The organism is Lactiplantibacillus plantarum, assembly GCF_014131735.1.
Lineage (GTDB): Bacteria > Bacillota > Bacilli > Lactobacillales > Lactobacillaceae > Lactiplantibacillus > Lactiplantibacillus plantarum.
Map to the genome: position 1 here is coordinate 2,988,621 of NZ_CP039121.1, position 23,287 is coordinate 3,011,907.

Annotated in this window: 24 protein-coding genes; 10 read left to right on the forward strand and 14 right to left on the reverse strand. The window is 44.5% G+C overall.

Going from position 1 to position 23,287, the window contains the following annotated elements:
- Positions 1 to 147: 147 nt before the first annotated feature.
- From E5260_RS14105 to E5260_RS14115, 3 genes are all read right to left on the reverse strand, one after another.
- Positions 148 to 840 (reverse strand): GTP pyrophosphokinase, encoded by a 693-nt coding sequence (locus E5260_RS14105; RefSeq protein WP_003641867.1) that lies wholly within the window; start codon positions 838 to 840, stop codon positions 148 to 150.
- Positions 841 to 884: 44 nt separating this feature from the next.
- Positions 885 to 1,190, reverse strand: coding sequence for a hypothetical protein (locus E5260_RS14110; protein ID WP_003641866.1), 306 nt, complete (start codon positions 1,188 to 1,190; stop codon positions 885 to 887).
- A 146-nt stretch (positions 1,191 to 1,336) separates the two neighbouring features.
- A complete protein-coding gene (locus tag E5260_RS14115; RefSeq protein WP_011100951.1) occupies positions 1,337 to 2,731 on the reverse strand; it encodes an FAD-binding oxidoreductase in 1,395 nt (464 codons plus the stop codon).
- 271 nt (positions 2,732 to 3,002) lie between these two features.
- Here E5260_RS14115 and E5260_RS14120 point away from each other — a divergent pair, with 271 nt between their 5' ends.
- Positions 3,003 to 4,034: an LCP family protein gene (locus tag E5260_RS14120; RefSeq protein WP_003641864.1), complete on the forward strand. Its 1,032-nt coding sequence runs from the start codon at positions 3,003 to 3,005 to the stop codon at positions 4,032 to 4,034.
- 154 nt (positions 4,035 to 4,188) lie between these two features.
- On the opposite strand, the gene E5260_RS14125 is transcribed toward E5260_RS14120, so the two are convergent.
- Positions 4,189 to 4,443 carry a hypothetical protein gene (locus tag E5260_RS14125; protein ID WP_003641863.1) on the reverse strand — a complete coding sequence of 85 codons (255 nt, stop codon included), beginning with the start codon at positions 4,441 to 4,443 and terminating at the stop codon, positions 4,189 to 4,191.
- A gap of 228 nt (positions 4,444 to 4,671) precedes the next feature.
- Between E5260_RS14125 and E5260_RS14130 the strand changes: the two genes are divergently transcribed.
- The gene (locus E5260_RS14130) at positions 4,672 to 4,983 is read left to right on the forward strand and encodes a hypothetical protein (protein WP_003641862.1); all 312 of its coding nucleotides are present in this window, start codon (positions 4,672 to 4,674) and stop codon (positions 4,981 to 4,983) included.
- Positions 4,984 to 5,135: 152 nt separating this feature from the next.
- On the opposite strand, the gene celB is transcribed toward E5260_RS14130, so the two are convergent.
- From celB to E5260_RS14145, 3 genes are all read right to left on the reverse strand, one after another.
- Positions 5,136 to 6,461, reverse strand: coding sequence for a PTS cellobiose transporter subunit IIC (gene celB / locus E5260_RS14135; protein ID WP_003641861.1), 1,326 nt, complete (start codon positions 6,459 to 6,461; stop codon positions 5,136 to 5,138).
- 301 nt (positions 6,462 to 6,762) lie between these two features.
- Positions 6,763 to 7,494, reverse strand: a complete 732-nt coding sequence (locus tag E5260_RS14140) for a MurR/RpiR family transcriptional regulator (RefSeq protein WP_003641860.1) — start codon at positions 7,492 to 7,494, stop codon at positions 6,763 to 6,765.
- An 80-nt stretch (positions 7,495 to 7,574) separates the two neighbouring features.
- Positions 7,575 to 7,862, reverse strand: a complete 288-nt coding sequence (locus E5260_RS14145; RefSeq protein ID WP_003641859.1) for a hypothetical protein — start codon at positions 7,860 to 7,862, stop codon at positions 7,575 to 7,577.
- 165 nt (positions 7,863 to 8,027) lie between these two features.
- Here E5260_RS14145 and E5260_RS14150 point away from each other — a divergent pair, with 165 nt between their 5' ends.
- On the forward strand, positions 8,028 to 8,732 hold the full coding sequence (locus E5260_RS14150; protein WP_003641858.1) for a response regulator transcription factor: 705 nt from the start codon (positions 8,028 to 8,030) through the stop codon (positions 8,730 to 8,732).
- A complete protein-coding gene (locus E5260_RS14155) occupies positions 8,719 to 10,095 on the forward strand; it encodes a sensor histidine kinase (RefSeq protein WP_003641857.1) in 1,377 nt (458 codons plus the stop codon). Before E5260_RS14150 ends, E5260_RS14155 begins: the two co-directional genes overlap by 14 nt.
- 151 nt (positions 10,096 to 10,246) lie before the next feature.
- On the opposite strand, the gene E5260_RS14160 is transcribed toward E5260_RS14155, so the two are convergent.
- Complete coding sequence (locus E5260_RS14160; protein WP_003641856.1) at positions 10,247 to 10,639, reverse strand: MerR family transcriptional regulator; 393 nt, start codon at positions 10,637 to 10,639, stop codon at positions 10,247 to 10,249.
- A 91-nt stretch (positions 10,640 to 10,730) separates the two neighbouring features.
- Here E5260_RS14160 and E5260_RS14165 point away from each other — a divergent pair, with 91 nt between their 5' ends.
- The 4 genes from E5260_RS14165 to E5260_RS14180 all read left to right on the forward strand — a co-directional run bounded on the left by E5260_RS14165 (position 10,731) and on the right by E5260_RS14180 (position 13,732).
- Positions 10,731 to 12,131: an MFS transporter gene (locus tag E5260_RS14165; RefSeq protein WP_003641855.1), complete on the forward strand. Its 1,401-nt coding sequence runs from the start codon at positions 10,731 to 10,733 to the stop codon at positions 12,129 to 12,131.
- Positions 12,132 to 12,431: 300 nt separating this feature from the next.
- Positions 12,432 to 12,683 carry a hypothetical protein gene (locus tag E5260_RS14170; protein ID WP_003641854.1) on the forward strand — a complete coding sequence of 84 codons (252 nt, stop codon included), beginning with the start codon at positions 12,432 to 12,434 and terminating at the stop codon, positions 12,681 to 12,683.
- 40 nt (positions 12,684 to 12,723) lie between these two features.
- Positions 12,724 to 13,029, forward strand: a complete 306-nt coding sequence (locus E5260_RS14175) for a hypothetical protein (protein WP_003641853.1) — start codon at positions 12,724 to 12,726, stop codon at positions 13,027 to 13,029.
- Between the two features lie 55 nt (positions 13,030 to 13,084).
- On the forward strand, positions 13,085 to 13,732 hold the full coding sequence (locus E5260_RS14180) for a hypothetical protein (RefSeq protein ID WP_003641852.1): 648 nt from the start codon (positions 13,085 to 13,087) through the stop codon (positions 13,730 to 13,732).
- Positions 13,733 to 13,863: 131 nt separating this feature from the next.
- Here E5260_RS14180 and E5260_RS14185 read toward each other — a convergent pair whose 3' ends face one another.
- The gene (locus E5260_RS14185; protein WP_033608073.1) at positions 13,864 to 15,225 is read right to left on the reverse strand and encodes an Nramp family divalent metal transporter; all 1,362 of its coding nucleotides are present in this window, start codon (positions 15,223 to 15,225) and stop codon (positions 13,864 to 13,866) included.
- Between the two features lie 203 nt (positions 15,226 to 15,428).
- Positions 15,429 to 16,118: a TetR/AcrR family transcriptional regulator gene (locus E5260_RS14190; RefSeq protein ID WP_003641850.1), complete on the reverse strand. Its 690-nt coding sequence runs from the start codon at positions 16,116 to 16,118 to the stop codon at positions 15,429 to 15,431.
- A gap of 184 nt (positions 16,119 to 16,302) precedes the next feature.
- Between E5260_RS14190 and E5260_RS14195 the strand changes: the two genes are divergently transcribed.
- Positions 16,303 to 16,743 (forward strand): Rrf2 family transcriptional regulator, encoded by a 441-nt coding sequence (locus E5260_RS14195; protein WP_003641849.1) that lies wholly within the window; start codon positions 16,303 to 16,305, stop codon positions 16,741 to 16,743.
- 294 nt (positions 16,744 to 17,037) lie between these two features.
- On the opposite strand, the gene lpdD is transcribed toward E5260_RS14195, so the two are convergent.
- Positions 17,038 to 17,448 (reverse strand): gallate decarboxylase subunit LpdD, encoded by a 411-nt coding sequence (gene lpdD, locus E5260_RS14200; protein WP_003641848.1) that lies wholly within the window; start codon positions 17,446 to 17,448, stop codon positions 17,038 to 17,040.
- Positions 17,449 to 17,450: 2 nt separating this feature from the next.
- On the reverse strand, positions 17,451 to 18,014 hold the full coding sequence (locus E5260_RS14205) for a UbiX family flavin prenyltransferase (RefSeq protein WP_003643707.1): 564 nt from the start codon (positions 18,012 to 18,014) through the stop codon (positions 17,451 to 17,453).
- A gap of 246 nt (positions 18,015 to 18,260) precedes the next feature.
- Between E5260_RS14205 and E5260_RS14210 the strand changes: the two genes are divergently transcribed.
- The gene (locus E5260_RS14210) at positions 18,261 to 19,043 is read left to right on the forward strand and encodes a hypothetical protein (RefSeq protein ID WP_003641846.1); all 783 of its coding nucleotides are present in this window, start codon (positions 18,261 to 18,263) and stop codon (positions 19,041 to 19,043) included.
- 41 nt (positions 19,044 to 19,084) lie between these two features.
- On the opposite strand, the gene E5260_RS14215 is transcribed toward E5260_RS14210, so the two are convergent.
- Both E5260_RS14215 and E5260_RS14220 read right to left on the reverse strand, forming a co-directional pair.
- Positions 19,085 to 21,055: a glucose PTS transporter subunit IIA gene (locus tag E5260_RS14215; RefSeq protein ID WP_003641845.1), complete on the reverse strand. Its 1,971-nt coding sequence runs from the start codon at positions 21,053 to 21,055 to the stop codon at positions 19,085 to 19,087.
- 219 nt (positions 21,056 to 21,274) lie between these two features.
- Complete coding sequence (locus E5260_RS14220) at positions 21,275 to 23,272, reverse strand: glucose PTS transporter subunit IIA (protein WP_003643705.1); 1,998 nt, start codon at positions 23,270 to 23,272, stop codon at positions 21,275 to 21,277.
- Positions 23,273 to 23,287 lie beyond the last annotated feature (15 nt).

Genomic DNA, 23,287 nt, shown 5'->3' on the forward strand with positions numbered 1-23,287 from the left:
ACCCTTTAATTGCAAAAGCAATCTAACTTCTTAATTACTTTCTTCTATATAAGATACCAGTCATGTGCATGGATGGACTTGATTCGCGTCAAGAAAACCCCAAAATGCCCGATTATTAGCAATTACCTGCTAATAATCGGGCATTTTTTAGACTTCTTTTGGGGGCGTCTTAGGTTCATACATCCGTTGCTTGATATCGTCCATTTCCTGATCCAGCTCCGTAATTAACTGCGCCTTCTTAGTCAATGACGCTCGCAATGCGTCCTGATGCGGAACGTTCTTCTTATAATTTAATTCATGCTCCAACGACGCCCAAAAGTTCATGGCAATCGTCCGTACTTGTAGTTCGACCTCAATGATGCTCGGCCCATCAACAGTGTAGACCGGCACCCCGAGGATTAAATGCAAACTCTGATAGCCATTAGCTTTAGGATGATGAATATAATCCTTCACTCGTAATACTTTAATGTCAGCCTGAGTCGCCAATAAATTCTCGACTGTCTTGACATCGCTTAGGAAACGAACAATCAACCGGATACCCGCAATATCATGCAAATTATTAAACACCGCATTTAACGTTAACGGTAAATGCTTACGTTGCATCTTACCAACAATGCTCTCAGGCGACTTGATCCGGGACTGCTTGCTATCAATTAACGCGTAGCCGTAACGAAGCTCATACTCTCGACTAATATAATCTAACTTATCTAAAACGAGCTTCATCGCAACTTCATAACGTAACGAATAAGCTTTCAACTGATCAACAGCTTGCAAAAGTTCCGGGGGTGCTGGCAAAAGCTGATCATTATCTGCACTTGCTTGGGAATTTGTTGTGCTCAATCAATATCGCTCCAATATAAGACTCTATTCTCTCTCAATCTACCTTAACGGATCGTGATGGTCCACTCACGCGCAATTTGGTCATACGCAATTTGGTGCGCATCTTCACCAACTTGGTAAGCTAAGTGTCCGTCAACATCTGCAAAATCACTAGGAATCAGGCCGCGGCCCTCTAACACGTTCAGGTGACCAACGACCATGCGATCGGCCAAGAAATTCTCAAATCGCTGCCAGAAGCTTTGAAAACTGGCGAAATCATGCACATCAAAAATCTCGTTGCGGAGTACTTCGGCATCAAATTCAATTCGGATTCGTGCACTCTTAGGTATCACTTGGGGCCTCCTTCGCATCGGTTAATCCACACTGCACATTCTTAGTGACTCATTAACCAACAACTCATTTTTGGGACTATCTCAATAATAAGACACGATGACCAAGTTACGCAATATCTGACCAACAACTGCTATCAAAACTTAAGCGCTTTGTAATCGTTGGGTTAATTGATTTTACGTTTCGGGTTCAAAATATTCATCGGGTCAAAGAGTGCTTTGATCTGATGTTGCAACATATCAACATCTTCGCCTAATTCGGCATTGTTCCATTGATTTTTCAACATTCCGACTGCGTGTTCACCCGAAATCGTCCCACCAAGTGCCAGCGTCTTCTTAAACATTTCTTGTAGCGCAATAATGATTTTTTCAGGCACTTCGGTTACCGACGTTGGCCACACTAAGGTCGGGTGCACATTACCATCGCCAGCATGTCCAGCCGTATAGATTTCGACGTCTAACCGCTTGGATAGTTCTTGAATATAGTCCATTAATGGGGCTAATTGCGATAATGGCACGGCCATATCTTCCATAATATGATTCTGACCAGCAAAAACTGCCGGCAGCATATCGCGCCGTAATTGTTCTAGCGCTGCCTGTTCCTTAGGCTCGGTCGTAATCTTAACATCGTTGGCTTGCTGTTCGGCCAGTATCTTCTTAACGACTGCCATGCTATCCTGACCACCATTATCAAGCTTAAAAATCAACATCGCCGCACTATTCTTAGCATAGTGCGTCTTCTCGTATCGATCGAGTGCCGCAACCGTATTGCCATCCAATGCCTCTAGCATCGTTGGATAAACACCGGAGATTCGAATCGCCGTGACTGCTTTAGCCAAGGCCGTCATATTATCGAAAAAGGCGACGCCCATCACGGGGGTCCCTAGCGGAATCGGCAACAGTTTAACGATTACTTCGGTAATGATTCCTAACGTGCCTTCCGAGCCAATCATCAATTGCGTTAAATCATAACCAAAGGCCTGCTTTAGCGTCCGACCGCCTAACTTAACTTCGCGACCATCGGCTAAAACGACCTTAACGCCTAAGACATTGTCCTTAGTAGCCCCATACTTGACCGTACTCATCCCGCCAGCGTTTGTCGCCACATTACCGCCAATCCCAGAGATGGGCTTAGAACCAGGGTCCGGCGCGTAGAACATACCCTGCTTGCGTGCTTCTTTATCCAGATCACCGTTAACGACGCCGGGTTCAACCACGGCGATGGAATCAGCCTTGCTAATTTCGATGATTCGGTTCATCTTGGCGGTTGAAAGAATCAGACTGTCCGTTAACCCGTCCGCACCGATAACAGTGCTCGTTGTTTGGTCTTGGGGAATCACTGCGATGTGGTATTTACGGGCCGTTTTCAACGTTCCTTGAATGTCCTTGGTCGTATGTGCTTCAACATAGGCTAAGGCAAGGCCACTATCGTCATCGGTCAACCGCGGACTGAAAGAGTATTTTTTCAGCGTCTCCTCGTCAGTGAAGACCTGCCCGTCAGTGACTTGCGTTGCTAAATAATCTAAAACTTCTTGGTTAGAAAATGCGCGAAAGACTGTCAAATTACCAAACCTCACTTCATATATTTAAGTTCACTGTCAGTATAAGCCAAGAATCCGTTTTCTGCCGTAATACTGTCCGTAAGTGACCGCTCCTAATTTGCTCAGTTTCCAATCTAATTCTTTTAGGTGGTATCTATTTTTTAAATTAAGTACACTCAAAATAAGTATTTTCCGGGATCGTACTGACCGGGTATGCTAGAAACAGTGATTTCAAGACAAAGACGTTATCCGGGAACCATCTTAACGCCTTTAATTAAGGGAGGATTTGAACATGCGGCATTCAGCATCTTCAAAATTACGGCCAGTGTTAATTGCGGTCGGCATCATTATCGTTATCGCATTCGTAGCGATTGGCTTAATTATTCGCCAGGCACAGGCGCGCTACCAATCGACGATCTATACGGGAAACAGCAGTACTAAAATCGATACGACTAAGCCACTCAGCATCTTACTACTAGGTGTTGACACCGGGGCAGACGGTCGTATTGATAAGGGAAATTCTGACACCATTATGGTCGTTACGATCAATCCGCAGACCAAGAAAACGCTCATTACCAGCATTCCACGCGATTCATTAGCAGAAATGGTCGGTGATCAGGACACAAATGTTCAAAAACTCAACGCCGCTTACAGTATTGGTGGCTCCAAGATGGCCAAGGCTAGTGTTAGCAAGCTATTCAACGTGCCTATCGATTACTATGCAACTATCAATATGGGCGGTCTCAAACAAATCGTGGATGCCGTTGGAGGCGTGACGATCACTAGTCCACTCAACGTTTCATTCGACCACATCACAGTAACCAAGGGCAAACACCATCTCAATGGTAAACAGGCGCTATCTTATACACGGATGCGTTATCAGGACCCCCGGGGCGACTACGGCCGTCAATTACGGCAACAACAAGTCATGCGGGCGGTTCTCGCCAAACTCGCCGAGACTAAGACCTATAGTCGCTACAATCAATTACTCACTTCACTGAAGGGTAATTTACAAACTGACCTTAGCTTTAACGACCTTGTTGGGTTAGCGACGCATGATCGTGCCAATATGAAACACATCCAGTCGACTCAAGTCATTGGCTCACCCGCTTGGATCAATACGAGTTCCTATCAGATTTTAAGTACAAAGGCCTTGCAACAAACGTCGGACCGCCTTCGGACCCAACTGGGGCTCAGTACTGAGACCCTTACCAACATGGAAACCAAGCTAAATGCCAAGAATACCGTGTATGACGGCAAAACCAATCTCAATTATGATACCCAAGGTTTAGATAAAATCACTTACAGTGATAATACCAAGTGATCTTTTAATGATAATCAGGCGTGCCACTGAAGCAGTATAGCCTTCAGTGGCGCGCCTGATTTAGTCCTAACCTAGTTAAAATTGATTGCTGCCATTAGTATTATTGGTTGTTGATTGCCTAAAGTATCACAGTTACTGCTTGTCTGTCACCGTCTTAGTGCACCCAGCCAGCAAGTTGCGTCACCAGTCCCCCGGTATCGTCGTTAAACTCATATTTGATATTCCCCCGGTCAGCAACGGCCTGGTGCTTGTTCACCTGTAAATCACTCACCCGAACCGTTAATTCTAAAGGCTTAAAGTTTTGAACTGAGCGAATCCAGACATAGTCGGCCAGTCGTTGTACTTGCACGAAGAAATACCGTTCCGTTGTCGTTGTTAAATCAATCTGTTTTAAAATTCCCGTTTCCATTCGTGCTGCACCCCCTCGTTATTTTCACCACTTAATATACGTGCTGAAACGCGTTCCAGGTCAAGGCGCAACACTCAATTATTTTTAATTGCAAGTTTGAATATTACATTTTAATAACAGTAAGCGAAAAAGCTAGTCAATTTAGTCAAACGGTTGTACTATGATTGATGATAAGGTTATTTAAGTCAACGATAACTCGTTAAAACCATCCAAAGGAGCAATCTCATCATGAGCCAGCCCAACACCCTGCATCCGCAAGCGTATTGCTACTACATCGAACTGACTGGTTCCGAACGGCCTGATTTACTCACCGCACTAACTACTAGTGAACAAGAATTGGGCGATTGGGAACCGGTTCAAGCAGCTAAGTTACCAACTTGGCGTTTATGGACTGACGCTAATGCCGACACGATTCGCTACACCGTTGCACACGTCATTGCCCGTAGCGCTTTGCCGCAAAACGCTTATTGGCTATTGCAGTACAAGGGTACTGACCATGGTCACCCCCGAATGTTGCACCCACAATTTCATACCCGTTAATAAAAGGCGAACCCGGTGACAATTCCAAGTCACTCGGTTCGCTTTAATCTGCACGCGCTTCTCAAAAATCGACATTAAAACACCACCATCAACAGACTTTCAGCAAGTCGCTAATGGTGGTATTTATACGATTACTACATTAATGATTTAACTTAAGCTTCGACCGTTTCGCCAGCAGCTTCTTTAGCAGCAAAGGTCTTTTCTTCCTTAACCTTATCACGATCTAAGGCCTTGAAGAAGAAGTAGTAGATGGCACCATCAAGCACAATATTAACAATTTGTAATACCGCACCTGAGATGTGCATCGTTGCTAAGTAACCAGAGATAATTGGCGGCGTCGTCCAAGGAACCATGACCCCAACCGTCTTTGCAACTAAGCCCGTCGACATTGCAATGTAAGTCGTCGTAACATTAACTAACGGTGCCAAGATAAACGGAACGGCAATCCGATAGTTCATAACGATTGGCAACCCGAAGACAATTGGTTCATTGATATTGAACAATGCGGGTCCGATAACCAGCTTACCTAATGTCTTGAATTCGGCACTCTTGGCAACAAAGGCAATCATGAAAGCCAGTCCCAAGGTCGCACCGGAACCACCCATGTGGACAAAGTTGTCGAAGAATTGTTGTGTCACAACGTTTGGTAAAGCCTTACCAGCCTTAAGCGCTTCCGCATTTTGAGACATCGCAGCTAACCAGATTGGTTGCATGACCCCAGAAACCACGTTGGCACCGTGAATCCCGAAAATCCAAAGAATACATACAACGAATTCAGCAACCAAGGCCCCTGGTAACGTGTTACTCAACAAGCCTAATGGTTTAGCTAAGACGAATGAAATCACGTTAGGAATACTCTGCATTGGTGATGCTTCAACAGCCAACCGCAGTAACCACATCAAGAATAAGATGACGAAACCGGGTACTAAGGCTGCAAACGAGTTGCTAACTGCCGGTGGCACGCTATCAGGCATCTTAATCGTCCAATTGCGATGCACCATGAAAACGTAAAAATCAGTAATAAACAACCCAATCAGTAGCGCCGTGAATAACCCCGCCGAATCAAGTTGGGTTAATGGTACCCACAGTGCTCCTGCCTTATCGGTGTTTAATGGAATCGTTAAGAACCAAGCGCCTAACGAAACAATTGAGGCAGAGATTGGATCGACTTTATAACTCTTTGCCAAGTTATAAGAAATCCCAATAACCGCAATCAAGCCCATGATATGGAACGAGGCGTTAGTTGGATATTGGACGATCGTTGCCCAATTCGAACCAAAGGTATTGGCCATAAAGGTCTGATAACCCTTGATAGGGAATTGCGCAATGATCATGAAGACCGACCCGATAATAATCATTGGCACTGCCAATGTCATCCCATCACGTAAGGCAATTAAGTGACGAGAACCAGCAATCTTGCCAAAGAAAGGGACAAGTCGGTCATTAACAAAGCTCGACTTGTTATTGTTTTCGCTCATGTCGTGACCCCCTAAAATAATTTGTTGTGCATATTCATTTAACGAACATTCTCAAACAATCAGAATAATTTAAGTAAGCTAACGGTCAATCAATAGTTAACCGTTTACATAAAATTGAGTTCGTCCGTTACAAAGTAGTCCTGTCATCTGACATTTGTACCCATGAATACGCTTCCTACAAAATTCATTATACCTGTCATTCTCAAAATGTATACCCTTTCACTCTAAAATGGGTGTTGTTCCATCCATCGGAATTTGTTCTATTTTTAGAACATGTTCCAAAGATTGGTTTGAATTACCTTTACGTTAATGGCTGAATAATCATAGCTAATTGTTCCAGATAATAAACGACGGGCAACTGGGACAAGGTGCTACCACCACTGATTGCTTGAACTTCCGGGGTATCGTAAGTTAACACCACGTCCGCAATCCCAGCTAACGTCGAATGACTGCTAGCGGTAATAGCGACCACCTTCGCGCCACTCTGCCGATAATAAACGCTTTGTTCAATAATATCTTCAGACTCTCCAGATACTGAAAGTGCGAAAAAGACGGTATCCGATAAATCCTGTTGCTGAACCGGATGGGGCTGACTCGTATCACTAATCATCAAGCTATATAAACCAAAGTTAGCGAATAAATGGCTGCCATACGCGGCCAGGCCAGCACTCGTCCCTGACCCAATCAGTACGACCATTCGAGCTTGATGAACCAGTTCTGCGACCCGATGAAGTTTAGCCGTGATATCGGGTAAGTTCATGCGGTCAAAAAACGTCCGCATCGGTACAACTGTCTGAGCTAACGGTTGTGTGGCATCTTGCCGTAACTGTTCTTTTAATGTGAACTTAAATTCTGCGTAGCCATCATAGCCCATGTGCTTTAGAAAACGCAAAATAGTCGTTGCTGAGACGTGACTATGGTCGGCCAATTGTCGAATCGTCATAGTACTTACTTCAGCGGGATGACCCACAATATACTTATAAATTTCAATTTCCAAGCGGTTTAACTGCTGGACCTGATCGTACGAAAACATTGACTCACCCCGTCACTATTGATTAATTGGTCTATCATTAAATTAATATGACCATTAGAATTTATGGGAACAAATTCCGCTTATTGATCGCCCCACCGACCATCGATCTGCGGTTTGATCTCAAGATCCTGCATTTCCAAATCACAAGTTGCTACTGCGTCAGTTAATTTAGCCGTAAATTCGGCCGTTTTATATGGCGAATCAACGGACCACGTCTTAAAGTTGGGCGTTCGATTAATACGTCCTAACGCCGCAATCGCTGGTACTTCCTTCGGATCAACGGCGGGAGCCGACTTCTTTACATTGATGTTGTAACCATAATGACCACTGTGATACAGTGCCTGCATGGCGTCACGAAAAAGTCCCATGTCACTCACTTACCTTCCATTTTCATAGTCCAATTTTAGCATAAGTCCGGTGACGCTTTCATTTAGTTCACACAAATCCATAAAAATAAGTCAAAATATCGGAAAAGCGTCATAATTATTCGCTATAATTAGACATAAACCAGGGTTATTGAGAGGAGCATAACATTGAAAAAAACGATTTTAATTGTTGAGGATGAAGGTAGCCTATCTGGTTACTTGACTAAAGAACTACAATTTGAGGATTTCAACGTTTTGGTAGCGGCTGACGGTTTGGCAGCTATGGAAACCTACCAAGCGCATCAAAACGAGTTGCTCCTCATCCTGCTAGACTGGATGTTGCCAAAACTTGATGGTATGGAAGTTCTTCGCCGCATTCGCAAACACGATCAAGTACCAGTCATTATTATGACCGCTAGAGATTATGTCGGTGATAAAGTCGCCGGGTTAGATAATGGTGCCGACGACTATATCACCAAACCATTTGAAATCGAAGAATTATTGGCCCGAATCCGGGTTATCCAACGACGCATTGAAAATCAAGTTGAACCCAATCAAGTCTACCAACTGGATGATGTCCAGCTAGATACTAAAGCTCACCGCGTTACTAACGGGCAGGAAGAAGTTACCTTAACTCACCGTGAATATGATTTGCTGCAATTCTTCCTCGCTCATCCCGACGAAGTCTTTACCCGTGATGACTTGCTTGACCAAGTCTGGGGCGCCGACTTTCTCGGTCAGCAAAATGTCGTTGACGTTTATGTCGGTTATTTACGTAATAAAATCACGACAACCGGCGCCTCCCCACTCATTCAAACGGTGCGCGGCGTCGGGTATAAACTAAGGGAGCCGATGTCTGATGCCCAAAAATAACACCACTCCGACCTATGAACAGCTGATCAATAAGGCCATCCGCCGACTAATGCTGACAATTACGTTGTTGGTTAGCTTGATCACCCTTCTGATGGTCGGCACTCAGCAAACGATCAATACGACTAGGGAAGCCCGTGACTTGATGAGCAGTCTTAACCAGGCGAATATCAAAGACGTCCCCAGTTTTATTCAATGGAACAATACGACGACACGCAATACGAAACAACCGGCATTTATCCGGGTAACCACCAAGAAAGCAACCTTGACGACCGCCACTAAAACGAAGCGGACGATCATCACTACCCCATCGTCCAAATCGTTTTTCACCAAGCAACAGACTAAGCTAGTAGGGCCGTTAGTCTACGTTCGCGGATTTGGTTTCTTCTTATCTTATAGTGAAAAAGATGGGCATAACACTTACCAACTATGGGTCAGCTTAAGGCGATTGTTCAACAGTCTGCTTATTTTGATTCTGCTCATGCTGGCTGTCACTTGTGCCGCCCTGGCATTGGGGACTTGGTGGGCCCATCGTTTAGCACTGCGACTGAGTGACCCAACCATTAAACTGTTACACGCAACCAAGTACACATCGAACAATCCGGATAGCGACCAGCCCACCTTAGACGTGCCTGCTAGCCCCCGCGAGATCAACGACCTCGGTCGGGCCTTTAATGAACTGTTGGTCACGCAAAATCAACGATTGCAGCATGAGCGTCAATTTATTTCTGATGCTTCGCACGAACTGCGAACCCCGATTGCTGCGATTCGCGGTAATCTCAGTCTAATCAAGCGGCGGGGTGACGCCCACCCCGAAGTGATTCCAGAATCATTACAGTTTATTGATGAAGAATCACTAAGAATGCAACATCTGATTGAGAACCTACTTCACCTTTCACGAGCTGATCGCGCTAAGCTAGTCTTAACTGACCAAGACCTATCACTATTAATGTTGTCACTGGCTGAACATTACCAGCCATCAATTGATCAACCATTGACGCTCGCAATTGATCCGAACATCCACGTTCAAGGTAATGCGGAAATGTTACAACAAATCGTTGTGGTCTTACTCGATAATGCCCATAAATACTCGCCACATGATCAACCGATTACCTTGAGTTTGCACCAGACTGATCAAGCAGTCGAACTAGCTGTAGCCGACCATGGTGAGGGAATTCCAGACGACCAAAAACAGGCTGTCTTTCAGCGTTTTTACCGCGTTGACCAATCTCGGTCACAAGCAATCGAAGGCAGTGGCCTAGGCTTAGCAATCGTTCAACAGTTAGTCACATTGAATCAGGCCAACATTAAAATTACCGACAACCAGCCATCCGGGAGTATCTTTACGGTCAGCTGGCAACTATAGTAACAAGTACTATTATTTTATTTTCTAATAATTACTCTCATAAAAAAGCGAGTCACTAGAAAAATCTAGGACTCGCTTTTGGTCTTGTGCCACCCAATCACAAAGATACCTCCAAGACTATTCTGAATTGATATTCAGAAACTAATTACTACTAACCCATCTGCGTGGTTTTATGAGATTTCATACTCAAAATATCACCATCCAAATGTTCTATTTTTGCTTTTAAATATTGTTTTTCTATTTTAATTTGCGCCTCTTGTGCTTCTAGATCTCCGTTTAAACGTAACAGAAATTTTTTTAGTGCAACTGTACGTTCTAGTGTTACTTCTTCAGGACGGAAACTGTATTGCTGAATCTCTTTAATTGACGCGCCTAATTGCCGGAGATGTACAATTCGGTTAACCATCTCTTGATCACTAGCCGAAAATTGTCGGATACCATTTTGATCACGCTTAATCGGGCCAATTAGACCAACACTTTCATAGTAACGTAGTGCATTATTCGACACACCATATTTCTGAGCGGTCGCCGTAATTGTAAACATACTCGTATCCTCCTAAATTTTGCTTGCGTTAGTGTAACACGAACTTGTTATACTTTCAAATGTTCAAAAAATAGGAGGTTGAATTTTTATCATGAAAACAACAACTCGTTCTTGGTTAGCAATGATTGTCATCGGTATTTTTACAATTATGGCTAATCTCGATGCATCAATCATTAATATCGCACTACCTATCATGTCAAAATCACTTGCGGTTCCAATTAGTCAGATCACATATACCGTGATGGGTTATATGGTCATTCTATCAGGCTTACTGGTAACATTCGGTAAACTTGGTGATATTTGGGGTAAAGGTAGAATCTTTACTTTAGGTATGTATAGCTTTACTATCGGCTCACTAATGGCCAGTGTCAACTTCGGCTTTGAGTTTCTACTATTGGCTCGTTTTGTGCAAGCAGTTGGCGCTGCCGCAACGCTTTCAAACAGCTATGGTTTAATTTCGGAACTGTTTGATAATCACACCCGGGGAACTGCCATGGGTATCAATACAATGTTTATTTCCGCTGGTTTTGTTGCCGGACCTGCCTTAGGTGGCTTTTTACTACAGCAGTTTGCTTGGAATGCTATTTTTATGATTAACATTCCACTTGGAATCATTGCCATTATTTTAGGCCACCTATTTCTTCCCAAAAATCATGGCCGGCAACAAGCCACTAAACTTGATGGTTGGGGCGCAGGGATTCTATTCATTATCATCACACTATTCTTTGTTGTATTAGAAGCAGGGCAGACTATTGGTTTCAGGCAGCCGCTAATTATCATTGGCTTCATTATCACATTAGCACTTACACTATACTTTATTTATTTGGAAAAGCATCGAAAAAATGCGCTATTACCACTATCCATTTTTAAGAATCGTACCTTCAGCTTAGCATTGCTAGTCGGAATGCTGATACCACTTATTAATGCACTGTTCAGCTTTATATTCCCACTCTATCTCCAAGATTATTTGAACTGGTCAGTTGGTACTACTGGAATATTAATGCTGATTTTTCCACTTATTATGGCTATTGCTGCCCCACTTGGTGGCTGGTTGAGTGATCTTTTCTCTCAACAGCTTGTTCTACTAACCGGCCTAGTCCTAATTATAATTACGCAAATTGGCTTCTTATTCCTAGATTCACATACTTCATTAACCCTCATTATTTCTTTGTTAATTTCCAACGGTATCGGCACTGGATTTTTCATTGCACCAAATAACACATTACTAATGTCAGTCGTCCCACAAAATCAGCTAGGAGTAGCGGGTTCTCTACAGTCTTTGGGAAATAATATTGGCAATATTTTAGGCGTCGCACTTGGTTCTCTTGCACTATTTACAACAATGAGCATCGATGCTGGATATCGAGTTAGTACTTACTTGCCAGCACATCCTGCTTGGTTTGCCCATGGTTTAACCTGGTCCTTTAGTGTTTCTCTTATTTGTGCTTTATTAGGCTTTGCCATTAGTATTATTAACCGCCCTGCACACTAAGCTAATTCATTTACAAATAAACTCTTAACAACCGTTTTAAGGACATTAACAGTCTTGAAACGGTTGTTAATTTAACTAGTACTTGATCCTGCCAAAGTATTACCTGCTCAGATTCAATTTTCATGGTATTTTTTATATTCTAAGTCTGAATCTAAGAATTTCTTAGATAAAGTTTATGGAAAGTCGATAGTTCCCACGGCGATATGCCGGTAAACTATAGTCATTCAATTAAACAAACCAACTTTAAAAATTAACTCATAAAAATAGAATGACTCACAACAACTAAGGAGCTATGTAGATATGTTATTAGATACTGATCCAAAAATTAAAAATATCACCGCCGTTCAATTGGTTAAGGTGACCTACCCACTGGTGATTGCGAAAACTGAAGAGGGCGAATTCGTTAAAGTCAAACTTAGTGATGAACAACTACAAGATCCATTATTCTGGGACACGTTAAAAAACATCCGCCGTTCGCAATTATGGGTCCCACTTGGTCGTCACTTCCATCAACTACTCTCTAACGACTGGTTAATGCCAGCTGCCCAATAATCATTCACTAATAATAACAACTAAAAGGAGTTCGATTATTATGAAAAACACATTCAAAAAACTAACCCTTACTCTAATGGCTGCCGGAACCCTCTTTGCGACTTCCGTTTCCGCCTCTGCTGACACGACGACAACAAATCCTGAAGTGACATCCACCACACTCGTCAACAAAGTTACTCGTGATACTAAACTCGCAACGGGTACCACGACCCACCAGCCGAAACATGATTTAACACCACAGCCAACTAAGCTTGTCGTTAAATCCACCCAAAATCAAGTGTTAGCAACCATTGACGCTAGTAGCCAGAGTATCACTAAGATGAAGTATCTCACTAACGCAAAGTAGTACTGCCACCCTTAATTTCCGCCCCGTCACTTAAACCCTTAAAGGAGGCCCCGCGATGAGTCAGCTGACTAAGGCCATTACCCGCCAATTACAACGTCAATATGCCGAACCAGTTCTGAAAGATCTAAATGGCAACTGGTATACCGGGGCCGATGTTTTAGAAGACCTCGCACTGTGTGAAACTAGTCTGCAACAACAGAACGTGCATGCCGGACAAGCCATTCTACTGAGCCCCGCACAAGTCGTAACGATTCCGGGATTGTTGCTCGCCAGCTGGCAATTGGGACTGACGGTCACCCTGACACCGCCTAGCCGCCAATTACCCGAGCTGGCGCCTCAAATCTACGCCGCCATGGTTTATTCCCCTAGTCAAACGAACCAGTTAGCAACCAAATTAGATCCCCATGAAATCAGCGTTTTAACGCTAATTCTCAATACGGCGCCTAATTTTGCTTACCTGGTTCACGACCACGCCCAACCGTTGACACGCCGCAGCCAACCGGACCTGATTCTACCAGCCAGTCAACTCCAGTTCACCCAGCCTCAACTACTTAAGATGGCTGAGCACGGTCAAACTAGCGCACACGTTCACGATTTATATAACCTTGAGACCGGATTGCTCCCCTGCCTCACGGACCTCATCACTGCGACCCCGTTTACCATCATACCAACTAAGCAAGACTGGCAATCCAAAGTCGGTTAATCGCCAATTACTGGTACGTATTAGCACTTGGCGCTTTGAATCGGTATCTTGCATTGCAGCTGTTCCCAAAACACAAAATGAGCTTTCCAGGAATTCTTTGCAATCCCTGGAAAGCTCATTTTAATGTTTGATTATTTAACCAGACCGATAGTCTGTAAAATAAGGTAAATGTTTAAGATGATTAGAATCACCGTCACGATCCAAGCCGTCCACTTAACCCAGACACGGTTGGTGAAGTTCCCCATCAGCGCCCGATTACTCGTGAACATGACTAGCGGAATCATGGCAAATGGTAACGCGATACTCAGGAAGACTTGCGACATCGTCAGCAGATCTTCAATTTTCGCTTCATTGCCATGATAATAAATCGCAAAAGCCAACACTGGTGTAACCGAGATTAACCGAGTTAGTAACCGTTGTGCCCAGAGTGGCATCTTCAAACGGATAAACCCTTCCATGATAATCTGACCAGATAACGTCCCCGTAATCGTAGAACTTTGACCAGAAGACAACAGCGCAATGGCAAAGAGCATACTGAGTAACGGACTCGCAATCGAGCCAACGACCTTACTATCGCCAAGTGCATTGTACAAGTCAACGAACCGGCCAAGATCCCCCTTAGTTCCAAAGAACAGTGCGGCGCCAAGAATTAATAGCAAACTATTAACAACGAACGCGACTGACAATTGAATATTGGAGTCGATTGTCGTGAACTTAACAGCCTTGGCAACTTCTTTTTCGTCACTCCGGTCAACTTGACGTGTTTGTGAGATTGATGATCCCAAGTACAAGTTATGCGGCATAACGGTTGCCCCAACAATTCCGAGTGCTAGGAATAGCATAGAACGGTTGCTGACAATCCGACTAGTTGGGACATACCCTTTTAACATTTCTGGAATATTAGGTTGTGAAATAATAACTTCATACAGGAAGACGAAGAGAATCACGGCAACCAGCGTTGCCACAATTGCTTCGATTTTCCGGAAACCAAGTTTCATTAATAATAACAGAATCAAGACATCGGCAGTGGTAATCAAAATACCGACAATTAATGGAAATCCGAATAATAACTTCAAAGCAATCCCAGAACCAATGATTTCAGCAACATCGGTCGCCATAATCGCTAGTTCAGTAATAATCCAGAGAAAAATCCCCATTCCTTTTGACGTTCGTTCCCGCGTCAATTGTGCTAAATCTTTACCCGTCACAATTCCCAGACGAGCGGCCATGGCTTGTAGCAACATGGCAATTAAACTTGATAACAGGATCACAGAAAGTAATGCATATTTGTACTGTGATCCACCTGCGATTGATGTGATCCAGTTCCCAGGATCCATGTACCCAACTGCAACTAGTGCACCCGGTCCAGTGTAGGCAATTAAAGTTCGCCAGAAGCTGGCATCCTTAGGGACCCGGACACTCCCATTGACTTCGTCCAAGCTCTTACTATCGGCACCCGTTGAATGAATCGCCTTTTCTTCGGCAGCTTTCATCTTAGCGTGATCCTTCGTTTTTGCTGATTTCATTATGAAACCCTCTCTTCTATTGGTTTAGAATTCAGGTTGTGGACTACTACGTGATCCTCAACAGTGCGTCCCCTTAATTGAGCACTCACTTTAATTCCAATTGGTAGTATAGCACCATTAACCTATTAGTCAACTATTATTAATTATTACTTTGGCATCCCTAAAGCTTGTTATGACGCGGTATTATCATCTTGTAAGGGGATTCTCCGTGGGCTCAAACCATTAACTAAAAAATCACTGAGATAGTGAATCAATTGCTCATCACTCAAATCATCCAGTTGTGGGTAGAGAACCTGTTCGACTAAATATCCCCCAATGGTTGAAAACACCAATTGTAAAATCATGCGATTCGGCCAATCAACTAATTCTCGAGCGGCTTTCAAGCGATCCATCGCTTCATTCGCCTGCGCCAAAATGCTAGGTGAGACCATCCCTAAGACGGCCGCTCGATCCTGAGCATTATTGAAAAATTGGGACAAAATGACGGCTAAGGAGGCTCGGTTACGTGTGACAAATGCGACCCGATCGCGCACAAGGGCGACAACAAATGCTTGCAAAGTCTGGTTAGGACTATCTAAAATTGCCTGGTCCAAAGTGTTCAACATCGTTGGCAAAATATTCTGCACAATCGGCTGCATAATGGCGTCCAGAATACCGTTCTTATTAACAAAATTATGAAATAAAGTTCCTTCAGCGACACCGGCCCGCTCTGCAATCTCCCGAGTGCCAACTTCTTCATAACCTTTTTCTGCAAATAAGTCGAGCGCGGCGGCTAAAATTTGCCGTTGGGTCCGGGTAATACGACCATCCTTCCCCAATGAAGCCGCATAATAGGCCTGGATGGTTTCAATTTCACTCATGATGATAAGCTCCTTTTTTGCAGTAACTGCTCAATTTTGGCATTTACATCATAACTGATTCGGTCCCCCAAAACAACCATCTTTATAAAAGTTACATCATTAGCTTTACTAAACTCGTTAATTGCTTTTATAAGTGGATTTATTTATAATCATAGTAACCAATTAAGTTACAGGAAGTGATTATATGCGTGTTTCAACCCGCTTTAGCGACTCGATCCATTTACTGGCCTACATTAAAATTTACGCAGATACTAAATTAACAAGTGACGCCATTGCCCGCAGCATTGAAACTAGTCCAGTCGTTGTTCGCCGATTGATGAGCAAGCTTCGACAAGCCGGACTAATCACAACAACGCCCGGTACTGCTCAACCGGCACTCGCCAAACCTTTAAGTCAAATTTCACTGCTCAGCGTCTTCTACGCAATTGAAGGCGATAAGCCACTACTCGCCGTCGATCCTAAGACCAATCCGGATTGTATTGTTGGTGGCAATATTCAAACCGTTCTGAAACAATACTATCAAGACGCGCAAACGGCAGCCGAAGCACGGTTAGCTAAGACTAGCTTACAAGACGTGGTCGATAACATTTTAGTGGAACAAGCAAAGAAAGATGCCCACAAATAAGCTGCCAGATTAGCTGACGGTGTGCGATTGCGGAAGCCAGCGCGCATGTCGATACTAAAGTTATAATTCACCCTGCAAGCCACTCCGTTTAAATACAAACATGCTAGTATGTTTATGCCTAACTTGGACAAAAAATTGCACTTCAGAATCAACATCTGAAGCGCAATTTTTTTGTTGAATTATTTCATCTAGTACAACTTTAATAACAATAAACGGCCAGCTCGGTGCATATTATCCAGCAATAGGGCGCAAAGACAATATTGCGCTGTTTTCGACACCCCATGCGTCACGAATCTACCGCGGTTGCTCATCTTGTCCATAATATTCCGGCTTTTCAGCCTGGACGGGATGGGCCTGTAACCAGCTAATAATCTGGCGGCTGAGGTCATCCGTCATTGGTGCCGCAGCTGCTATTTGTGCTTTAGTAATTTGGTTGACATGAATTCCCGCAGTAATTGTACAGCTTCCATCTAGATAACGCTGAATCCGCTTGGCCATTCGTTCCGAAATAAAGTTATCTTTATGGAAGCGACCATCATGGCTAGGAAACTTAACCGTTTCGGGAACCGTGCTGGCAGTTAGTGTGGTCACGTCACCAATATGGGGATTGGTCCCACCGGTAACGACGATCAACAAGTCATATCCAATCACTTGGAGTGTTGCTTGTATTTGATACCCGGCCTGCTCAGTCGTAAAAGTTGCCATGTTTAATCCCCCTCCCAACGGCGATCAGTTTCATTATGAATATGAAACGCATCCAAAATTTTCATTGTTTGATGATTGACCAGATCCTGAATGGACTGTGGATGATTATAAAAAGCGGGAATCGGTGGAATAATTTGGGCACCGAGTTTTGCCAACTTTGTTAGATTTTCTAAATGAATCACGCTTAACGGTGTTTCACGTGGAACAATCACAAGTTTACGTTGTTCTTTAATCGTGACATCAGCAGCCCGCGATATTAAATTATCACCGAAGCCGTACGCAATCCCCGCTACCGTCTTCATACTAGCTGGGACAATGACCATTCCGTCATTCAAAAACGAACCACTGGCAATCGCTGCGCCTTGGTCATTAGCCCGATAAGTAGCATCCGCGAGCGCCGTCAGCTGCGCGAGCGAGTAATCAGTCTCTAACTCCAAGTTTTTTTTAGCCCACGCACTCATTACCAGGTGAACTTCAACATCTGGCCGCTGATGTAACTTTTCTAATAAGTCGACCGCGTAAATCGTACCGGACGCTCCCGTGATTCCCACAACAATTCGTTTCATGACAACATCGCCCCGTTTCTGTAGATTAATGATATTATGATTCAATTAAGCCTTCATCTTTATCTTAACCTGCGCGATTGGTTGAAACAAATCGAGTTTTGACTGGTTAATATTCTTAACTGGAATATCAGCGAATCAAACGACTCTAATAACATTTGATTTATCATTAAAACCAAACATTCAATGCGCCACACCACGTTTTTTGGCCTATAATTAAGGTAGTGTATTAATGAGGGAGGGATGTCTATGGCAAAACGACGAATCACACACGACCCACACCAGTTTGTTAATACTGCTACTGACCGGCGACGCTTACAATTGGCTGTCCAATTAGCCTTGCCAACCTGTGCGCACGTCTTAGCACGCAATTTTGCGCGTTCTAGTGCCAGCTCTTACTGGCTACTAATGCTAAAGACGCCGGGGACGGCTGCCCCGCGCTTTTTGACCTTGCGGATCGCGGATCATTTGCTATGGCTGACGAACCATGATCAATTAACCATTAGTTGGGAGGCTGGTAATTTTGACGCCGTTCAACGGACCTTGCGTCAAGAATTAACACCAGCCACTCTGCAACAATACAGTTATCAACTCACGACAACTGATATTATGACACTGCGCTTGATTCTGCATTTGGAACAACATCAGCTCATTTGGTTGGTCCAATTAGCACCTGAAATCGCTAAGGCCTACAAGAATCAGCATTTTGACCTTCGTGACGACTTTGGTCAGGCCAAATTGTTACTAGGCAACATGAATAACAGCAGTCTCCAACTGGTGCCAGTTAAGCAACCAGCTTTCCAAAATCATCTTGGACAATACTTCGGCCGCAATCTCCTATTCTCACAGTTCACCAGCCACCATCTATTGCGACTATTGCCCACCAATCAATGGATTCGACCCTTGCTAAAGGTGTTGCCACCCACACCAAATCTGGAACAGCAACTAGCAGTCCTGTATGGCACCGACTTTGTCCGCATTTATGTTGAAGCGATTCGACAACAAGCACGCTTGCAAGCGATTAGTTCATAAAAATAAGACCCCCGCTACGTTCAGCAGGAGCCTTATTTTAGTTACTGATTATTAGTCGCTTTTAAGTTTTCCTTAGGACCTAACAACTTATCCGAAAAGCCAAATACATAAACTAACATCGTTGCAATCACTAGTGTCCCGTAATGGGATATCAAATAACCATAAAAGTTTGACCCGATGCCGACACCCGGGGTGATAAACGCGGGGAAACCGATCAACGACCCTGACAAAGCATAGTTATTAACGCGTAACAGACCGGTCAGTAAGCCACCTAGACCACTCGCAATACTAGCAACGACAAAGACCCGTTTGTATTTCAAGTTGACTCCGTATAGCGCCGGCTCGGTAACACCACAAAAGGCTGAAATTGCAGCTGCCAGTGAGATCTCCTTTAGGTGCTTATCCTTAGACTTTAAGAAGACGGCTAACACCGCACCACCCTGAGCGACCATGGTAATCGAGAGGATTGCATTCAAATAACTGTGTCCATTCGTCGCAATATCATTGATCACAATGGGAATAATGCCCCAGTGGAGCCCGAAAATGACCATCGTCTGGTATAAACCGCCAATAACCAATCCTGATAAGGCCGGGCTAAAATTATAGACGGCGACCAAACCGTTGGCCAAGCCCTTACTTATAATCGTAATTAAGGGACCGACCACCACTAATACCACTACCGCCAAAATCAGGGCTTCGATAATCGGAATAAAGACGCTCCGTAAATACAGCGGAACAACTCGTTTTAACCCCCGCTCAACGTACACGCCTAGCCATGCAGCCACAATCATCGGGAACACGGATGCCGAATACGACATTAAATGCGTCGGAACACCTAAGAACGTGATTTGGGCCGTGGTTCCCTTACTAGCTGCCGTTATCAGACTTGGATAGATAAGAACAGCACCGACAATCGCCAGCACGATTGGATCTGAACCTAACTTTTTGGCAGCAGTAAAGCCTAGGACAACTGGTAAAAAGTAAAACGTTGCATCAGCTACCGCGTTCAATACCATGTACGTCCCACTCGTGACCGCCAAGACTTTGAAGCCCGTTAACGCGGCCAAGATTCCTTTTAAAATCCCTGAACCTGCCAAAATGCCAATCACTGGAATCATTGCCGCGGTCATAACACCAATGACACCACTAATGCCATTACGCACGTGGCTTAGCCAATTAACGTCACTTGATGCCTCCTGAACCGGTGGTACTGGCACTCCGTCCGCAAATTCAGGCCCTAGTTGTGCGATCACTGCATCAAAAACATCGTTGACTGCCGGACCAATCACAACTTGATACTGACCACCGGCCTTCGCAACATCAATGACGCCGTCCAAGTTCGCAATAACCGCATCGTGCGCTAGTGCTTCATCCTTCAAATAAAATCGCAACCGTGTTATACAATGAATCACGCTATTAATATTTTGTTGGCCGCCCACATTGGCTACAATTGCCGTGGCTAATGCCGAGTAATGCGTCGTTGACTGCGGCACCGCTGCCACTACCGGTGACGCGGTTTTTGTCACTGTTATCAAGTGAGCCGTTGCGACGACTGCACCGGCCGCGACAGCTTGTGGCAGTGGGGCTAGCGTCAAGTCAGTGAGTACCCGCTGAGCGTTCGTCACGACAATGATCACCGTGGTCGGTTTGTGGGCCTGCTCGATAGCAGCTAAATCCATGTCGACTAGTAGTGTGCCAGCCGTCACCTTATCACCGACCTTCACGTGAACTTCAAACGGTGCCCCATTGAGTGCCACCGTATCGACACCCAGATGTACCAACACTTCGAGGCCAGTCGTAGTCACCATGCCAATTGCATGTTTGGTTGTTGCGACTACTGTGATTCGACCACTAACTGGTGCCAAGATGTGACCAGCTGTCGGCTGAACACCAAATCCCGGCCCTACCCTTCCCGCCGCAAAAACAGGATCCGGAACCGTTGCCAATGACAATACTTGACCAGTAACTGGTGCTAAAATGGCTACTTCATCGATTTTTCCCATAATCATCATCCCCCATGTAAAACCCTTAACCTAACCTTCAAAAATCCTTAAGACGACCGTCTCACGTCCAATCATGATCCATTAAAATTCTATCATCACAATTAGACCAATCTCCATCACTTACCATCACTTCGTTAGGGCGACTAAATATCAAAAACAAGCATTTTTCCGAATCGGAAAAATACTTGTTTATCCTAACGTTGATTAATTATTTGACGTCGCCATTAACTAGGCGGTTGCACCTAAGTGTCGCTTTTTAGGCGCTACTTTAACTGCATTTGCATCCTCATCCTTAAAACCAAACATCCAAGTTAAAGCGAAGGACACGACAATCGTGGCTGCGGATGCAATCAAGAAACCATAAAAACTAAAGTCCAAGCCCTTCGGATTAACAAAGGACGTGAAGCCAATCAGTGAACCCGTAAAGCCCCACATATTGACATTCATCAAGCCGGTCAAGAAGCCACCAACTGCCGCCCCAATACTGGCAGTCACAAAGGCCCGACCATATTTCAAGTTGATCCCGTACATGGCTGGTTCGGTAACACCACAGAAGGCTGAAATCGTTGCTGGCCAAGCAAGTTCTTGAATGTTAGCCAGCTTTGACTTTAAGGCGATTGCGAATACTGCGCCCCCCTGGGCAACCATCGTCGCTGAAACAATCGCGTTCAAGTAACTGTGACCCGTCGTTGCAATATCGTTGGCCACAATCGGAATAACCGCCCAGTGCAACCCGAAGATCACCAATACTTGATAGAAGCCACCAATGATTAAGCCAGAAATCGCAGGGCTCAAATTGTAGACCCACACAATAATATTTGCCAATCCCGTTGAAAGCACAGTAATAATTGGACCAAGGAATAATAGAATCGCACCGGAAACAATCACAACTTCAAATAATGGCACAAAAATCATTCGTAATACCGTTGGAATCACCCGTTTTAGCCATGGTTCCAACTTACTTGCTAGCCAGGCCCCCGCAATCATCGGGAAAATTGAATACGTATACGAGGCAACGTGTACCGGCAAGCCAAAGAAGTTCGCGTTGATCCCCATTCCTAAAAGCGTACTCGTCGCTTTACCACTTGCCATCGTTACAATAGCTGGATAAGTCAGCACCCCACCGATGATTCCCATAATCACCGGATCTGCCCCTAACTTTTTACCAGCCGTAAAACCGACGAAGATTGGCAGGAAGTAAAAGACCGAGTCGCCCATCGCATTAATAATCACGTACGTTGGTGCGGTCGGGCTAACTAAATTAAACGTGGTAAGTAACGCAAGAATTCCTTTTAAAATACCAGAGGCTGCTAATAATCCAATGACGGGAATCATTGAACCCGTGATAACACCAATTAAATTACTGATACCCCATTTAACTTTGCCCCACGGCGTCGTTGGCCGCTGAGCTGCTGCGGCAGTCTCAGCAACAGCTTTAGCCGTCTCCGAATCATTTGAAAATCCCGGTCCGATTTGCTTGATGATCGCATCATAGACATCCGTGACAGCAGGACCAATCACGACCTGATATTGACCGCCCGCTTTTGCTACGTCGATGACCCCTTTTAAGTCCCGCACGACGTCATCATTGGCTTTACTCTCATCTTTCAAATAAAAACGCAAGCGAGTAATGCAGTGAATCAAACTACTAACATTCTCGACACCACCAACATTAGCCACGATGTCCGCGGCTAACTGATCATATTTACCCGCTTTTGGTAATCGATTCTGCCGCTTAGCATTAAATGTGTTGGCGTTCAGACGGCCCGTAGCTGTCACGTCACCGGCAGCTTTTGCCCCCGTAACGACGTCCAACGATTCCAATTTATCACTAGTGTTAGTCACTGCTAAAATCACTGTGGTCTGACGATTAGCGGCTTGAATAGCAGCTAAATCCATGGTGGCAATCACGTCCCCCGCCTGAACATCATCGCCCGCGGCCACTTTGACCGTGAACGGGGCACCCTTTAAGTCAACCGTGTCGATTCCGAGATGCACTAATACTTCCAAATGATCATCAGGCGTTGTGAACCCAATCGCGTGTTTCGTCTCAGCCACCATCGTGACCTGACCACTGACTGGTGCAACAACTTCTCCACTTGAAGGTTGAACGCCAAAGCCCAGTCCCATCATACCGGCTGAAAAGACCGGGTCTTTAACCTTATTTAACGCAATAACGTCCCCATTGACCGGCGACAAAATTGTTACTGTTTGTGCCTTTGCCATACCCATTCCTCCATT

Bases quoted from the DNA above. Each gene is read 5' to 3' on its own strand.
- E5260_RS14110 (WP_003641866.1), bottom strand. From the start codon at position 1,190: ATGCGAAGGAGGCCCCAAGTGATACCTAAGAGTGCACGAATCCGAATT.
- E5260_RS14120 (WP_003641864.1), top strand. From the start codon at position 3,003: ATGCGGCATTCAGCATCTTCAAAATTACGGCCAGTGTTAATTGCGGTC.
- E5260_RS14125 (WP_003641863.1), bottom strand. From the start codon at position 4,443: ATGGAAACGGGAATTTTAAAACAGATTGATTTAACAACGACAACGGAA.
- E5260_RS14130 (WP_003641862.1), top strand. From the start codon at position 4,672: ATGAGCCAGCCCAACACCCTGCATCCGCAAGCGTATTGCTACTACATC.
- celB (WP_003641861.1), bottom strand. From the start codon at position 6,461: ATGAGCGAAAACAATAACAAGTCGAGCTTTGTTAATGACCGACTTGTC.
- E5260_RS14140 (WP_003641860.1), bottom strand. From the start codon at position 7,494: ATGTTTTCGTACGATCAGGTCCAGCAGTTAAACCGCTTGGAAATTGAA.
- E5260_RS14145 (WP_003641859.1), bottom strand. From the start codon at position 7,862: ATGGGACTTTTTCGTGACGCCATGCAGGCACTGTATCACAGTGGTCAT.
- E5260_RS14155 (WP_003641857.1), top strand. From the start codon at position 8,719: ATGCCCAAAAATAACACCACTCCGACCTATGAACAGCTGATCAATAAG.
- E5260_RS14160 (WP_003641856.1), bottom strand. From the start codon at position 10,639: ATGTTTACAATTACGGCGACCGCTCAGAAATATGGTGTGTCGAATAAT.
- E5260_RS14165 (WP_003641855.1), top strand. From the start codon at position 10,731: ATGAAAACAACAACTCGTTCTTGGTTAGCAATGATTGTCATCGGTATT.
- E5260_RS14170 (WP_003641854.1), top strand. From the start codon at position 12,432: ATGTTATTAGATACTGATCCAAAAATTAAAAATATCACCGCCGTTCAA.
- E5260_RS14175 (WP_003641853.1), top strand. From the start codon at position 12,724: ATGAAAAACACATTCAAAAAACTAACCCTTACTCTAATGGCTGCCGGA.
- E5260_RS14180 (WP_003641852.1), top strand. From the start codon at position 13,085: ATGAGTCAGCTGACTAAGGCCATTACCCGCCAATTACAACGTCAATAT.
- E5260_RS14185 (WP_033608073.1), bottom strand. From the start codon at position 15,225: ATGAAAGCTGCCGAAGAAAAGGCGATTCATTCAACGGGTGCCGATAGT.
- E5260_RS14190 (WP_003641850.1), bottom strand. From the start codon at position 16,118: ATGAGTGAAATTGAAACCATCCAGGCCTATTATGCGGCTTCATTGGGG.
- E5260_RS14195 (WP_003641849.1), top strand. From the start codon at position 16,303: ATGCGTGTTTCAACCCGCTTTAGCGACTCGATCCATTTACTGGCCTAC.
- lpdD (WP_003641848.1), bottom strand. From the start codon at position 17,448: ATGGCAACTTTTACGACTGAGCAGGCCGGGTATCAAATACAAGCAACA.
- E5260_RS14205 (WP_003643707.1), bottom strand. From the start codon at position 18,014: ATGAAACGAATTGTTGTGGGAATCACGGGAGCGTCCGGTACGATTTAC.
- E5260_RS14210 (WP_003641846.1), top strand. From the start codon at position 18,261: ATGGCAAAACGACGAATCACACACGACCCACACCAGTTTGTTAATACT.
- E5260_RS14215 (WP_003641845.1), bottom strand. From the start codon at position 21,055: ATGATGATTATGGGAAAAATCGATGAAGTAGCCATTTTAGCACCAGTT.
- E5260_RS14220 (WP_003643705.1), bottom strand. From the start codon at position 23,272: ATGGCAAAGGCACAAACAGTAACAATTTTGTCGCCGGTCAATGGGGAC.